Genomic DNA, 15,775 nt, shown 5'->3' with positions numbered 1-15,775 from the left:
TTATTCTTTTGGCTTTAGCTTTCTTTAGTGTACAAATTCCCAGCTTTTAGAGCCGAAAGTTTAATACCTTTAATCAGTGATGAGCTAAAGCCATTGTGTTCCATTTCGTTTAAACCGGCAATGGTACAACCTTTCGGCGAAGTTACTTTATCTATTTCTGATTCCGGGTGTGTACCATGTAATAAAAGCAAATCAGCTGCCCCCTTAGCTGTTTGAACTGCCATTTTCAATGCCTCATCTGCATGAAAACCGATTTCTACACCACCTTGCGAGGCTGCCCTGATCGCCCTCAAAAAGAACGCAATCCCGCAAGCACAAAGAGCAGTTGCCGAGGTCATCAAATCTTCATTAATCTTCACCACAGAACCAACCGTTTCAAACATTTTGGTCACATCGGTAATATTTCCTGCCGATGCATTGTCGCTAGCCATACAAGTCATCGATTGCCCGATGGCAATAGCGGTGTTTGGCATCACTCGAATCACTTCTACATCGTCTCCTAATTTTTCTCTAACCGCAGCACAACTCACACCCGAAATCACCGAAATTACAAGGTGTTTCGCTGAATTTATCGAGGGCTTAATTTCATCTAAAACCGTATTTAATTGTTGCGGCAAAACGGCAAGAATTACCACATCAGCACTTATAACCGCTTGTTTATTGTCGTTTGATACTATAAAGCCTGCAGACGCAAAAGGCTGCAAATGGTCGACATTTCTTCTGGTAAGCATGATATCGCCAGCTTTAGCAAAATCGGCTTTCACCAGACCTTTCGCTAAAGATAACCCGATATTTCCGCTACCAATTATGGCTATTTTTTTCATGTGGTTGGTTTTATATTTTTTCAGTTGGTTACTGATTTATTTCTTTAGAAAAGCAATTGCAGTAATACTATTGATATTCAGTCCTGCTATCCATTACAAGTTCCGATGAAAAATCGGGAGCTTTTCACTACTATCAGGTTTAGCTGGCAAAGACATCGTGTAATCGGTTTCTTTTCTTTCTAACGCCAAAACCGTCATCCATTTTGCATTAGACCACTTCCCCTCTACCTTTACTTTAGCATTTTAGTGCCAAAAGCTCCGTCGGCAAGTTCAGCGAGCTCATCGGCTTTACCGATATAAACCGCAGAAACACCTTTTTTTATCGCCTCAAAAGCATTGTGCAATTTCGGAATCATTCCACCCTGTACGGTTCCGTCAGCTTTCAAACCGTCAAATTCATCTGATTTGATTTCTCTAACAACAGAGCCGTCATCATTAACGTCTTTCAAAACACCCTTTTTCTCAAAGCAATATACTAATCGAGTTTCATATAATGATGACATTGCGACAGCAACTGATGATGCGATGGTATCGGCATTGGTATTTAACAACTGGGTGTCGCCATCATGGGTAATCGCACATAAAACAGGAACCAAGCCTGCCTTTATTAAGCTATCTAATGTTTTCACAGAAACAGAATTCTCATCCAAATCCCCAACAAAACCATAATCTATCTCTTTTACGGGTCGTTTTCTGGCTTTGATTATATTTCCATCTGCACCTGTTAAACCGATTGCATTGCTGCCTCTGGCTTGCAACTGGGCAACCATGTTCTTATTAATTAAACCTGCATAAACCATTGTAACGATACGCAAAGTTTCAATATCTGTAATCCGACGTCCCTCAATCATTTTCGCTTCAACGCCTAAACTTTCGCCGAGTTCTGTTGCAATTTTTCCGCCACCATGAACCAGAATTTTATCGCCAGGCATGGCCGTAAAATCTAATAAAAACTGATGCAAATTCGCAGAATTATCAATTACGTTTCCGCCTATTTTAATGATTGTAAGTTGTTTCATTTTATTGAGCTTAAAGTGTAAAGCAGAAAGCCCAAAGCTTTAGTCTTTCCGCTTTAGCTTTTTTTATAATTCTTCCAACATCGCCTTAATCACTGCTTGCGCGGCCCAAAGCCTATTTCCTGCTTCGTGAATAACCAACGAGTTTGGGCCATCCAAAATCTCAGAAGACAATTCTAAATCACGACGAACAGGTAAACAGTGCATTACCTTTGCATCGTTGGTGAATTTCAGCTTTTCATTATTCATCATCCAGCCATCCGGATAAGTTAAAACTTTACCGTATTCTTTATAACTACTCCAGTTTTTTACGTAAACATAATCGGCGCCAGCCAAAGCTTCTTCTATATTATATTGAATATTGGCGCCTGGCATAAATTCTTCGGCAAGCTCATAGCCTTCAGGCTGGGCTATGGTGAAATCGACCATGCCCTCTGCTTGTGCCTTACACATCCATTCAGCAAATGAGTTAGGAACGGCCTGCGGCAAGGCTTTTACATGTGGCGCCCAAGCCAAAACAACTTTTGGTTTTCGGCCATCTGGTTGTTTGGTCCAGGTTTCATGGATCGTTATAATATCGGCAAAACTTTGCAGAGGGTGACGGGTAGCACTTTCTAAACTGACTACAGGTACAGCACAATATTTCACAAATTTATTAAAGAAATCTTCGCTATAATCTTCCTCGCGGTTATTCAGTTTCGGAAAAGAACGCAAGCCCAAAATATCGCAATATTGACCCATTACAGCTGCTGCTTCACGAATGTGCTCCACAGTAGAGCCGTTCATTACCACACCATCCTGGGTTTCCAAAGCCCAGCCTTCTTTATCCATGTTCATCACCATCACATTCATACCTAAGTTTAAAGCCGCTTTTTGAGTGCTTAACCGGGTACGTAAACTTGGATTCATAAAAACCAAACCTAAGGTTTTGTTCTTACCTAAATCTTGGTGTACATAAGGATTTGCCTTTAATTCAAGCGCATCTTTTACAAATTGTTTGATGCTTGGAACATCGTGTACGGAAGTGAAAATTTTCATTTTAAAACGTTGTAAGTAGTAAGTTATACGTAGTAAGTTTCGTATTCCTCGTCCTAAATAATTTATAAATAAAGTCCCGTGTACTTAAAACGTACTACTTAGAACTTAAAACTAAAGCAAAAGCCTCCAAAAATTCATCAGCATGTGCCCTAGTTAAATTCAAGGCTGGCAATAAACGGATAACGTTTGGTTTAGCTTCGCCGGTGAAAATATGGTGTGTAAATAATAAGTCTTTTTTAACATGAGCAAGCTCGTCTGGCAATTCAATTCCAATCATCAAACCGCGGCCGCGAACTTCAACCACCTGCTCAAATTTCTCTAATTCAGTAATTAAATAGTTACCTATTTCTTCGGCGTTTTTCATCAGGTTATCTTCCTCCATAACTTCCAAAACAGCCAGGGCCGCAGCGCAAGCCAAATGGTTGCCACCGAAAGTGGTTCCTAATTCGCCATGCCATGGCTTGAATTTAGGTGCGATTGAAATTCCCGCAACAGGAAACCCATTACCCATTCCTTTAGCCATGGTGTAAACGTCGGCCTCAACACCCGAATAATCGTGTGAGTAAAACAACCCTGTTCTACCGTAACCACACTGAACTGAATCGGCAATGTAAACTGAATTGTACTCATCGCAAAGCGATCGGATTTTTTGCAAGAAACTTTTTGAGGCTTCCTTAATCCCCCCAACACCTTGAATACCTTCAATAATTACGGCCGAAATTTCATCGCCCTGCGATTTAAAAGTTTCTTCGAGTGCTACTTCATTGTTAAAAGGCAAGAAGATGACGTTTTCAGTTTGATTAACAGGCGCAACAATTTTCGGATTATCGGTTACGGCAACCGCTAAAGATGTACGTCCGTGGAAAGCGCCAGTAAAAGCAATTACTTTTTTTCTGCCATTGTAAAAGGAGGCCAGTTTTAAAGCATTTTCATTGGCTTCTGCCCCAGAATTAACTAAAAATAATTGGAAATCTTTCTTACCCGAAACTTGTCCTAATTTCTCAGCCAATTGAGTTTGTAAAGGGATTTTAACTGAATTAGAGTAGAAACCAACTTTGTTTAATTGGTCGGTTAAGCGATTTACATAATGGGGATTGGTGTGGCCAATTGAAATCACGGCGTGACCGCCATATAAATCTAAATATTTCTGTTCGTTAGCATCCCAGACATTACTGCCAGATGCTTTTGTGATTTCTATATCGTTAAGAGGATAAACGTCGAATAAATTCATTTTTTTAAGGTTAAAGGTTGAGGGCTGGAAGGTTGAGGGTCAAGGTCGTCTAGCCTTTTCCACCGCCTCTCAAAAATTTTATAAATACGATTAACATCGCCTTAATTTCATTAATGCTTTTATTAACCATAGCATATAAACTTTCATTTATATAATTTAAATCTCTGATTAAATAAAAGCATACTCTACTTCTTTTGCAGAACCAAGGGCATTGTCAAGATAACTTGTAAAATCTTTATCTGTATTCTTACCACTGCCTTCCACAATATTTAAGGGAATTGAATAGGTGGCCCGCCGGATTTGTTGAGTTAAAGCAAACTTTTCTTCAATAGGCATAACAGGCAAGATCTCCTTATAAACCTGTAAAGTAAATAAGTGTGCTTTCTTCCAAACGTCTAATTTCTGATAATCTCTCATATCTTAAGTTTTATAGGTCTGGGTCCAAACCTTCCCGCCTTCAGCCTTCTTACCCTCTACCTAAAAATAAACTGCCTTCAACTTCAAGCCAGCTGTTTCTTCCAGGCCGAACATCAAGTTCATATTCTGAACCGCTTGTCCGCTGGCGCCTTTTAACAGGTTATCGATAATACTGATGATAAATAATTTATTTCCATGCTTTTCTACATGAACCAGCGCTTTGTTGGTATTTACAACCTGTTTTAAATCAATATTTTTCCGACTTACGTGTGTAAAAGGATGAGCATTGTAATAGTCTTCGTAAATAGTTTGTGCTTCTTCTAAAGTTAAATCGCTTTCTAAATACATGGAGGCTAAAATTCCTCTGGTAAAAGCGCCACGTTGTGGGATGAAATTTAATGCCCCCTCCAAACCTCCCCCAGAAGGGGAGGCTTTAGCAGCCTGTGCTAAACTTTCTCCAATCTCATTTAAGTGTTGATGCTCAAAAGCTTTGTAAATGGAAAGATTATTATTTCTCCAGCTAAAATGAGAAGTTGTTGATAGGCTTTGCCCGGCTCCTGTTGAACCAGTTGTAGCATTGATGTGGACTTCACTTTTTATTAAACCTTTTGCAGCTAAGGGCAATAAACCTAATTGGATACAAGTTGCAAAACAACCCGGATTAGCAATATTTTTTGCTGATTTTATTTGATTGCGATTTAACTCTGGAAGCCCGTAAATAAAGTCTTTAGTCTGAAGTTCGAAATCCTGAGTTGAAAAAATAGCATTTGCTGAAAGTCTAAAATCCTGAGATAAGTCGATGATTCTTATGTTATCGTTAATTGGATTAGCAGTTAAGAATTTCTTAGCATCGCCATGGCCAACGCATAAAAACAACACATCAATATCTTGTGGAATATCATTTACAAAACGTAAATCAGTATCACCGATTAGATCAGTATGCACATCAGAAATTGAATTCCCGGCATTACTGGTACTATTCACGAAAGCAATTTCAACATTTGGGTGGTTAACCAAAATGCGTAACATTTCGCCTCCGGTGTAACCCGCGCCTCCAATTATTCCTGCTTTTATTTTACTACTCATAGTCTATATAACTTTAATCCTTCGACAAGCCACCGACGTTAATCCGATAGCTATCGGATCGGCACAAATCAAGATGACAACATTAATGAGATCGCTTCCTCGTTCATCCTCGCAATGACGATAGGCGAGGAAACCTTTCGCCTTCAACCTTTTAGTCCTCTACCTCATTATTTACTTTATGCCAAATCATCACTTGGTTACCGAAGATTTTAGAGAAACCTTTAACATCTTCACCGCTCCAGGCATTGTTCATTTCGCCGTAGCTGCCAAATTTATTACTCATTAAATCATGGTTCGATTCAATACCGATAATCTGGAAACGATAAGGCAACAATTCTATAAACACTTTCCCACTTACTACTTTTTGGGTATCAGCCAAGAAAGCCTCAATATTCCGCATAATCGGGTCGTGGAACTGACCTTCATGCAGCCAGTTACCATAAAAAGAAGACAATTGTTCTTTCCAGCTTAACTGCCATTTAGTTAACGTATGTTTTTCTAAAGTATGGTGTGCTTTAATGATTAAAACAGGCGCTGCAGCTTCAAAACCCACACGGCCTTTAATACCTATAATGGTATCACCAACATGAATATCTCTGCCGATACCAAATGGTTGCGCAATGGCTTGTAGTTTTTGAATCGCCCTAACCGGTTCTAAAGTTTCACCATCGATAGCAACTAATTCTCCCTTTTCAAAAGTTAATTCAAGCTTGCGGGATTCGGTTTCTGTAACCTGAGTTGGCCAGGCACTTTCAGGTAAAGTCTCGTTTGAAGTTAGCGTTTCCTTTCCGCCTACCGAAGTTCCCCATAAACCTTTGTTAATTGAGTATTTCGCTTTTTCAGCACTATATTCAACACCATGTTCAGCGAGATAGTCTATTTCCGCTTCACGGGATAATTTCAAATCCCTGATTGGCGTAATGATTTCAACATCTGGAATAATGATATTAAAAATCATATCAAACCTTACCTGGTCGTTACCCGCACCCGTACTTCCGTGAGCCACATAATCAGCACCAATTTTTTTTACGTAGTTCGCAATTGCTGTAGCCTGACTTACACGTTCTGCACTCACCGAAAGCGGATAAGTTGAGTTTTTTAATACATTTCCGAAGATTAAATACTTAATGCAACCATCATAATAACTTTCAGTTTCATCTACCACAGCGTGTGATTTTACGCCTAAAGCATAAGCTCTTTTCTCAATTTCCTGTAATTCATCGTCAGAAAAACCACCGGTATTTACAATTACCGAGTGAACCTCCAATCCGCGATCTTGCGCCAGATAAATACAACAAAACGAGGTATCCAGACCTCCGCTAAAAGCTAAAACTACTTTCTTCATGCTACTTAAATAAAAAGGTAAATAAAAATAATAAGGATTTTAAGCCATTTTTTGGCTTAGGTTTAACAACCAAACGCTGTTTAATACGCATAAAACGCTCGTATAATTTAGGTTTCTTTTGCAGTTCTTCAGCAAATTGTTTGGCAACTTCGTGTTTTTTTTCAGCAGGATCATAAAGCATGGCTGTACACATACAGTTTTTGCGTTCTTTCATTTTTAAGATTTCGAAGTTTACGCAGCTTTGGCAGCCCTTCCAAAATTCTTCATCCTGAGTAAGCTCGCTGTAGGTTACAGGCTCGTAACCTAAATCAGAATTGATTTTCATTACAGCCAGGCCCGTTGTTAAGCCAAATATTTTCGCCTTTGGATACAATTTTCTCGATAAACCGAAAATTTCGTTTTTAATGGCTTTTGCTAATCCAGCTTTACGGTATTTAGGGCTTACTACCAAACCGCTATTTGCAACAAATTGCCCGTGGCTCCACGTTTCTATATAGCAAAATCCTGCCCAGGAACCATCCTTATGAAAAGCAATAACCGATTTGCCCTCCTGCATTTTGTTCGAAATATATTCTGGCGAACGTTTAGCAATACCTGTTCCACGAGCTTTTGCCGATTCTGCCATCTCTGTTACTATTTCTTCGGCAAATACACGATGTTCAGGAAGTGCAACCTGCACGATAAATTCGTTAATATCCATTCGTTTTTCTAACGAAAAATTATAAGTATTCTTGTTAATTGGGTTTTTAGAGAGGATCAATTCCTCATTACGTTTAGTAGAGTACTAAATACGCGGAGTAAAATTTTGCCGGCTGTTGGGGTAATGAAAAACGGGTTGAAAACGATTAACAACCATACGCTTTCCAAACGCTAATTGCGATGTAAAAACAGAAAGTTTATGTAAAAATTGTTTAATCATTTCTTGCGTATTAAAACGGCTTTAACTCTATTGAGGTGCAAAGGTTTAAATAATAATTGAGTTACACAATAGTTTTTAACTTTTTTACATTTTTATAGTTATCATAAGAAACAAGAAAGCCCCGAATTTGCGTCGGGGCTCGATTTTTTATTTTTTTGATAGGCCTACTGAGACCCTAGTTCCATCTAAAAAGAAATTCAGTTTTTTAGGGCTAGCATTTGGTGGCAGTTGAAATGACCAAACAGCTTGTGATGATGCCTCCGGGTCTGGATTCGTACTGCCGGAATTTTCTTTTCCGGTTATTGAAGTCCCATTATCCAATTCTAATCTTGCATCGGAACTTGAAACCGAAAAGAATTTCTTAGCCTCTAACGAACTTTTGTTTGTTACTTGTAAGTTAATCGTTAATTCAGCTCCTGTTGCTTTTCCCTCAGCATCCTTTAAATCAATCGACGATACCGAAGTGACCTTAACCAACGCCTCTTTTGATTTGCCTAATATTGCGCTATCAGGAGACGCGGTGAATTCAGTGCTTTCCGGAGCATTTTCTGTTTTTGCAGGAACCGTTACAGTGGTTTCAGTTTTAGTAAATGTAGTATCTGCAGGTTTGTCTTTTGATGAGTTACTGCAAGAAGAAAACGCGAATACGCCAGCAGAAATAATTGCTAGCTTTGAGATGTTCTTTATCATTTTTAAAAGGTTTTTGGTTAACCAAAATTAAACTTATAAGTGTTATTTAATATTAAGATTATTAAACAATTAGGTAAACTTTATATGAACAGCTAATTTGTTTTTTTGTTTTAGCAGGCTAAACTCATAACATACTTTAACATCTGATTAACATCATTTAACACCTGCATACATATCTATACCGGATATTTGTAGGCATGTAGCGAAGTGACAAGCAAAATCGTTTTAGCAAAAACTCAATCTTAGATCATAAATGAATAATTTTACTTTCGGTTATATTAAACAAATAATTTTTCAAGCATTTGTAATACTCGCAACGGCAATTACCCTAAGTTCTTGCGGCAAAACAGAAAATACAGATACGACAATTTCATACCTTAGAGTAATTAACGCATCTCCATCCCTGGCAACTTACAACGTTTATCTAAATGGTAATGCGATAAACTCCACAGCCTTACCTTTTCTTGGCTCTATAGCCTACACATCAAGGGCTGCTGGTAATTATGGTTTAAAATTCACCAGCGGGAGTTCGGTTGAAAGTTTATATAGTAAGGATATTACTTTGGGCGCTGGAAGTAGTTACTCGTATTACTTAGTTAACAAACCAGGTCAATTAGATGGGCTTATTATCAGCGAAGACATAAGTGCAGGCTCAACAGACAAAGCATATATCCGTTTTATAAACTTATCTCCTGATGCCCCTGCATTAGACTTAGTCAAAACCGGAACCACAACTTCTTATGGCGAAAATAAAGCCTTTAAAACAGCCAATGGCTTCGTAGAAATTGCAGCTGGAACTTACTCTATTGATGCAAAAGAAACAGCTTCCGGAATAATTAGAGCGACTAAAACAGATGCTGCTTTTGCTGCTGGCTATCATTACGACGTGATTTGCGGAGGATTAATAACACCCGAGGATGATACAGAACGTTCAGCAAGCTTACAAGTTATGGTGATCAAATAATACATTTAATTCTTTTTAAGAGCTTTGTATTAATTGGATATGATAATTTAATAATTTCCATTTGATTAGAAACGATATTTTGACGCAGAATAACATTATCGATAAACAGCCAATCCTTGAAATGCCCTGGATTTCAAATTCGAAGAAAGCACTTCTTTAAAAGTTAACGCGTTATTTCCAGTCCAAATCATTCGCCTACTATAAATCGGATGTTTACAGGAATTATTGAATCCAAAAAATGGTGTTCTTTATTGCTTGTGAAAAACATCTAATAAAATAAACGCATATAATCTTCTGCCCTTAATCTTATGCGTATTGATGTATGCATTTAAACGGATTTCAGCTCAACCGCTTTGTCTTTATCAAAATGTGTAGACCTGTTTAGGACAATCTACCTAAAGCTTCCTGCAAAAACTCCTCTATTTAGAATAATTCAAAATAATTTGGATAATTAATTTTTCTAACGTTATTTTGTAATTGTTTAGAATTAATCCAAATAAATATAGCATGCATACAATTAGACTATTCAGTTTCTTCTTTTTAATGTTTTTTCTTAGTTTCCGTATTTCCGCACAGCAAGTTGCTACGATAAAAGGGACCATTACAACTTCTGACGGTAAGCCCGCAGCATATATCTCTGTAGGTTTGAAGGGTCAGGGTAATGGAACACTTACCGACGATAACGGTCAATTTACCATCCACCGAATTAAACCCGGATCATATTTAATTAAAGCTTCTGCTGTTGGCATACAAACTGCAGAGCAATCGGTCACAGTTGCCGGAGGAGAAAATAAAACAGTCAATTTTGTGCTTTCTGAAAACAACCAGGCGTTGGAAGAAGTTACAGTTGCAGGTAAAAACAACCGTTACAAAATCAGCCTTCCTTCAGCTTCATTGCGATTAAACGAACCTCTTCTAGAAGCGCCACAAAATATTCAGACTGTAAGCGATCAAGTTATAAAAGATCAACAAATCATCAGCATGAGTGATGGTTTAATCAGAAACGTTAGTGGTGCAGTAAGGTTGGAACATTGGGGGGACATGTACACAAACATAACCATGCGTGGTTCTCAAATCCAGGCAATGCGAAACGGCTTTAACGTTGTGTCATCCTTTTGGGGTCCGCTTACAGAAGACATGAGCTTTGTTGACCATATTGAATTTGTTAAAGGTCCTGCTGGTTTTATGCTTGGCAATGGCGACCCAAGCGGCATGTACAATGTAGTAACAAAAAAGCCAACAGGATTTAACAGAGGCGAAGTATCTTTCACCTTGGGCAGCTACGATTTGTACAGAACCACCGTTGATTTCGACCACAAATTAACCAGCGACGGTAAATTATTATTCCGTTTAAATACCGCGGTTCAAAATAAAGGTTCCTTCCGCCCGTATGAGCAAAACAACAGGTATAGCTTTGCTCCGGTGTTAAGTTATCAGCTAACAAATAAAACAAAAATTACTGCTGAATACACTTTCCAAAATGCTAAAATGACCGAGGTGGGTTCTTATTACATTTTTTCTCCGAATGGCTACGCAACTTACCCTCGAGAAGCGACAATGACTCAACCAAATTTGCCTGGCACACGCATCAACGACCAAAGTTTATTTCTAAACCTCCAACATAATTTCGACGACAACTGGAAACTAACGGCACAGGCCGCTTACTTTAATTACAACCAGGAAGGTTACAGCTCGTGGCCATCTGCTGTAAATGCAGATGGATCAATTATTAGAAACGTAGCCATATGGGATTCAAAAAGCAGTATGAAACTTGCCCAACTATTCATCAACGGACAGGTTAAAACTGGTGGCATAAACCACAGAATTTTGGCCGGTTTTGATGGGGGTAAGAAAAACTATTTTGCCGATTGGGGTCAGTCGCATGATTTAGATCTAGCTTCTTCACCTTTCGATTTGAACAATCCAAATTATGGCTTTCCACAAAATGGCTACCCGGATTTCGACCGTCTTACCTCATTGGAGCAAAGAGCAATCAATGCTGGTGGTTTAATGGATTCTAAATATTTAAGTGCCTATGCACAAGACGAACTTGGTTTCTTTGATAACAGAGTTCGTTTAACATTAGCTGGCCGCTATACTTATGTAAGTCAGGCTGCCTGGGGTGGCGCACCAGATAAAGCCAAAAAAGTGACGCCAAGAGTTGGTTTAAGTTTCTCAGTTGATAAAAGCACTGCGATTTATGCTGTTTATGACGAGGCTTTCACGCCTCAAAGCGGTTTAATCCGCAACGGCGGAAGTGTTGAACCAATTACTGGAACAAACAATGAAATCGGTATTAAAAAAGACTGGTTCGACGGAAAATGGAATACAACTTTATCAGCATACAGAATACTCAAACAAAATGAATTGACTGCCGATCCAACAAACACACCAGGACAAAACTTTAGCGTCGTTCTAGGAGAAAAAAGGTCGCAAGGTATTGAATTCGATTTAAGAGGAAAGATTACTGACGGATTAACCTTAATCGCAAACTACGCCTACACAGACTCCAAAGTTACTGAAGTTACCCCTGGTGTTACAGGCATTAATGTTGGAGATGTAATACCAGGTTTCGCCAAACATGTTTCAAATGCGTGGTTAACTTACACTTTACAAAAAGGAGCCCTAAAAGGTTCGGGTATATCAGCTGGTTTCACTTATCTGGCAGATCGTGCAACCGACACCTGGAGCGTCGGACTTCAAAAATTACCGAATTACTTCAAATTAGATGGCGGATTATTTTACGAACGTCCGAAATTTAAAATTACAGGTAATGCATTCAACATCCTGAACAAATATTTGTTCAGTGGCTCTTACTACGAGTGGTTAAATGCCTATTACTACCAGGCAGAAGCGCCAAGAAATTATAGAGTGAGCGTAGCTTATAAATTTTAATCAGCATCATGTCTGAGAAGAAGAAAAATAAAACCTTTAAATATTGGATTGGAAGAATCCACTTATGGCTCGGACTAACATCCGGGCTATTTGTATGCTTTTTGGGAATTACTGGCTGTATACTAGCTTTTGAAAGAGAAATGGAAAATGTTACGCAACCCTACCGGAACCTTGAAGTTCAAAAAAAAGCCTTACTCCCACCTACAAAATTAAAAGAAATTGCAGACAGCGCTTTGCCGAACAAACATGCACACAGCATTACATACCAACCCGGAAAAAGCGCTCAGGTTGTTTACTACAATTTCGACCCCGAATATTATTACATCGTTTTTGTAAATCAATATAGTGGTGAAGTATTAAAGGTTAAGAACATGAATGATGATTTTTTCAGAATTGTTATCATGGGCCACTACTATTTGTGGTTGCCACCAACCATTGGTCAACCAATTTTAACCAGTGCTACGTTAATTTTTGTCTTATTGTTGATATCTGGACTAATCCTTTGGTGGCCAAAAAATAAGGCCGCATCAAAACAGCGTTTCACGATTAAATGGAATGCAAAATGGAGAAGGGTAAATTACGATTTTCATAACGTACTTGGCTTCTATATCACATGGATAATAATTTTTATTGCTTTATCGGGTATGGTAATGGGTTTTCAATGGTTTTCAAAATCTGTTTATTTCGTAACCTCCGGCGGAAAATCACTAACGGAATTTACCGAAGCTTTTTCGGATACGACAGCCAATGCAAAGTTGAAATTAAACCCGTCGGCAGCCGACAAAATCTGGCAATCGTACTTAAAAGCGGATCCAAAATTTCAAGGCAGCCTGGATGTACACGTTCCTGAAAATGAAAAAGCATCGATAGAAATTGCCAAAAACCCAGATCCTGAAACCTATTGGAAATCTGATTACAGATATTTCGACCAGCATACTTTAAAGGAAATTGAAGTTAAGCACGCTTTCGGTAAATACGAAAACACAACCGTTGCCGATAAAATTTATAGAATGAATTACGATATCCATGTGGGTTCAATCGCTGGCTTACCGGGGAAAGTTATCGCATTTTTTGCAAGCCTGATTGCGGCAAGCATGCCGGTTACGGGCGTTATTATATGGATTGGCAGAAATAAGAAAAAGAAAAAATCAACCATAACAATCAGTAAATAATAACAGAATAATTATGAAAATTTTAAATCTAATCTTAGTGCTGACAGGGCTTGTAACTTTGGGCGCGAATGCCCAGGACAAACTGGAGCAAGACAGAAAAGCGATTAAATCGTTAGCGGGTTTCTACAAAGTGAACTTCAATTACGGTGAAGTAACTTCTCCAAATCCTGATTACACATTTAGCAAACCCTACAGAAGTCATGGCAATGAATGGGCCGAAATTATTGTTGATGAACCAAAAAGAATCGTTATACAACATATGTTAGCAATTGATGATACTACGGTAATTAAGCACTGGCGTCAGGACTGGACTTATGAGGACACGAACATTATGCTTTACACGCAGGATAATGCGTGGAAAAAAGGCAACCTGACTGCTGCTGATGTTAAAGGCAAGTGGACCCAAAAAGTTTACCAGGTTGATGATAGTCCGCGTTACCAGGGCTATGGGACATGGAGCCATGTTGGTGGACACGATTCCTGGTCGAGCGAAACAGATTCGCCCCTACCAAGAAGAGAATCGACCGTTCGTAAAGACTACAATGTTTTAAATCGTGGCAGCAGGATTACCATTACTAAAGACGGTTGGATGTTTGAGCAAGACAACAAAAAAGTGCTTAGAACACCCGAGGGTGATAAAGTTCTGGCAATAGAGAAAGGCTATGAAGAATTTACAAAAATAGACCCTAAAAAGTTTGCCTACGCTCAAAAATGGTGGAACAGCCAAAACGGTTATTGGGCAGATGTTCGTATCGTGTGGGCTGATGTTATCGGCTCAAGCGATACTTTCAAAGTGAAAACCATGGCTAACGGAAAATTACTTTACGAAACTTTATTTACCCTTGGCGACCAATCTATCAAAGAAAAATGGTCAGCAGTACAAAACCAGGAAAAAGTTAAAACAGCATTACAACCCTATTTATCAAAATAGTTAACACCCTCATCTTTTGTAAAGCCGGTCATTCAAATGAACCGGCTTTTCTATTTTAATTGCCTTAGAAGAGCAACAATGCTTAAATTGGCATTATGAAAATTCAGAACTCAAAACATACCATTTTTATACTATTTCTGTTTTCCTTTTTTACAAGCTACGGTCAGGATTCTGTATATGTGCGCCACACGATTAATGAATTAACATCTAAAAAGTTTTGGGGCAGGGGTTATACAAAAGACGGGATGGCAAAGGCGTCGGATTTTTTATCCACTGAATATAAAAAATTAGGTTTGTTGCCAATTGGCGAAAATTACAAGCAGGATTTTAGCTACCCGGTGAATACTTTTCCTGGAAAAATGATGGTAGAAGTAAATGGCAAAGAGCTAATTCCAGGAAAAGATTTTATTGTAAATAATGAAAGTCCATCCATAAATACGAACGTAAAGCTAACGAAGATTGATTCGGTAAAATTTCAAGGAGGCTCAAACCTTGAGGTTGTTTTAAAAGATAAGTTAACCTGGTCTGTTGCTTCTGAGGTAGCTGATTTTACTAAAATCGAAATCAATAAAAAATCTTTTAAAGAAACTCCTCAAAACATTCGGGTGGACATTGAAAATAAACTTATCCCCGATTTTAAGGCTTCTAATATTATTGGATACGTAAAAGGAACAAAACATCCTGATTCCATGCTGATGATAACTGCCCATTACGACCATTTGGGTGGGATGGGTGCGGATACCTATTTCCCAGGCGCAAATGATAATGCCGCAGGTGTAGCGACCTTAATAAGCCTTGCAAAATACTATGCCTCAAATCCACAAGCCTATTCAGTCGCTTTTATCTGCTTTGCCGGCGAAGAAGCAGGCTTATTGGGTTCAAGGTATTTTACGGAAAATCCTGTCGTACCATTGAGTAAAATTAAATTCCTTATTAACCTCGATTTGGTAGGAACTGGCGAAAGTGGAATAACCGTAGTAAACGCAAGTATTTATCCTAAGGCATTTTCAATTTTAAATCAAATTAATGGGGAGCAAAAATTGATATCCAAAATTAACTCCCGAGGAAAGGCGGCAAACAGCGATCATTACTTTTTTACTGAAAAGGGTGTTCCTGCTTTCTTTTTTTACACACAAGGTGGTCCAGCCGCTTATCACGATGTATTTGATAAACCCGAAACCTTACCCTTAACGGAATACAATGATTTGTTTAGGCTAATAATAAATTTCTATAAAAAAATATAAAGT

The 15,775-nt window shown here is 38.5% G+C and carries 14 protein-coding genes; 5 read left to right on the top strand and 9 right to left on the bottom strand.

Features of this window, described 5'->3' with window-relative positions:
* Positions 1–14: 14 nt before the first annotated feature.
* The 9 genes from proC to ASF92_RS13625 all read right to left on the bottom strand — a co-directional run bounded on the left by proC (position 15) and on the right by ASF92_RS13625 (position 8,566).
* Positions 15–824 (bottom strand): pyrroline-5-carboxylate reductase, encoded by an 810-nt coding sequence (proC, locus tag ASF92_RS13665; protein WP_056093992.1) that lies wholly within the window; start codon positions 822–824, stop codon positions 15–17.
* A 230-nt stretch (positions 825–1,054) separates the two neighbouring features.
* Positions 1,055–1,843: an acetylglutamate kinase gene (gene argB / locus ASF92_RS13660; RefSeq protein ID WP_056093989.1), complete on the bottom strand. Its 789-nt coding sequence runs from the start codon at positions 1,841–1,843 to the stop codon at positions 1,055–1,057.
* A 63-nt stretch (positions 1,844–1,906) separates the two neighbouring features.
* Complete coding sequence (locus tag ASF92_RS13655) at positions 1,907–2,878, bottom strand: acetylornithine carbamoyltransferase (protein WP_056093986.1); 972 nt, start codon at positions 2,876–2,878, stop codon at positions 1,907–1,909.
* A gap of 94 nt (positions 2,879–2,972) precedes the next feature.
* The gene (locus tag ASF92_RS13650) at positions 2,973–4,109 is read right to left on the bottom strand and encodes an aspartate aminotransferase family protein (RefSeq protein ID WP_056093983.1); all 1,137 of its coding nucleotides are present in this window, start codon (positions 4,107–4,109) and stop codon (positions 2,973–2,975) included.
* Between the two features lie 168 nt (positions 4,110–4,277).
* The gene (locus ASF92_RS13645; protein ID WP_056093980.1) at positions 4,278–4,526 is read right to left on the bottom strand and encodes a four helix bundle protein; all 249 of its coding nucleotides are present in this window, start codon (positions 4,524–4,526) and stop codon (positions 4,278–4,280) included.
* Positions 4,527–4,586: 60 nt separating this feature from the next.
* Positions 4,587–5,612: an N-acetyl-gamma-glutamyl-phosphate reductase gene (gene argC / locus ASF92_RS13640; RefSeq protein ID WP_056093978.1), complete on the bottom strand. Its 1,026-nt coding sequence runs from the start codon at positions 5,610–5,612 to the stop codon at positions 4,587–4,589.
* 151 nt (positions 5,613–5,763) lie between these two features.
* A complete protein-coding gene (gene argG / locus ASF92_RS13635; RefSeq protein WP_056093975.1) occupies positions 5,764–6,957 on the bottom strand; it encodes an argininosuccinate synthase in 1,194 nt (397 codons plus the stop codon).
* 1 nt (position 6,958) lies between these two features.
* Positions 6,959–7,657, bottom strand: coding sequence for an N-acetyltransferase (locus tag ASF92_RS13630; RefSeq protein ID WP_056093972.1), 699 nt, complete (start codon positions 7,655–7,657; stop codon positions 6,959–6,961).
* 366 nt (positions 7,658–8,023) lie between these two features.
* Positions 8,024–8,566 (bottom strand): hypothetical protein, encoded by a 543-nt coding sequence (locus ASF92_RS13625; RefSeq protein WP_056093968.1) that lies wholly within the window; start codon positions 8,564–8,566, stop codon positions 8,024–8,026.
* A 253-nt stretch (positions 8,567–8,819) separates the two neighbouring features.
* Here ASF92_RS13625 and ASF92_RS13620 point away from each other — a divergent pair, with 253 nt between their 5' ends.
* The 5 genes from ASF92_RS13620 (at position 8,820) to ASF92_RS13600 (ending at position 15,772) form a co-directional block, all read left to right on the top strand.
* On the top strand, positions 8,820–9,530 hold the full coding sequence (locus tag ASF92_RS13620) for a DUF4397 domain-containing protein (protein WP_056093965.1): 711 nt from the start codon (positions 8,820–8,822) through the stop codon (positions 9,528–9,530).
* Between the two features lie 507 nt (positions 9,531–10,037).
* On the top strand, positions 10,038–12,425 hold the full coding sequence (locus ASF92_RS13615) for a TonB-dependent receptor (RefSeq protein WP_056093961.1): 2,388 nt from the start codon (positions 10,038–10,040) through the stop codon (positions 12,423–12,425).
* An 8-nt stretch (positions 12,426–12,433) separates the two neighbouring features.
* The gene (locus ASF92_RS13610; protein ID WP_056093958.1) at positions 12,434–13,597 is read left to right on the top strand and encodes a PepSY domain-containing protein; all 1,164 of its coding nucleotides are present in this window, start codon (positions 12,434–12,436) and stop codon (positions 13,595–13,597) included.
* Between the two features lie 13 nt (positions 13,598–13,610).
* On the top strand, positions 13,611–14,528 hold the full coding sequence (locus tag ASF92_RS13605) for a DUF6607 family protein (protein ID WP_082489563.1): 918 nt from the start codon (positions 13,611–13,613) through the stop codon (positions 14,526–14,528).
* Between the two features lie 95 nt (positions 14,529–14,623).
* The gene (locus tag ASF92_RS13600; RefSeq protein WP_056093952.1) at positions 14,624–15,772 is read left to right on the top strand and encodes a M28 family metallopeptidase; all 1,149 of its coding nucleotides are present in this window, start codon (positions 14,624–14,626) and stop codon (positions 15,770–15,772) included.
* Positions 15,773–15,775: the final 3 nt, after the last annotated feature.

Source organism: Pedobacter sp. Leaf176 (assembly GCF_001424305.1).
Lineage (GTDB): Bacteria > Bacteroidota > Bacteroidia > Sphingobacteriales > Sphingobacteriaceae > Pedobacter.
Note: the sequence above shows the minus strand (reverse complement) of the source record. Positions and strands in the feature narration are given on the sequence as shown.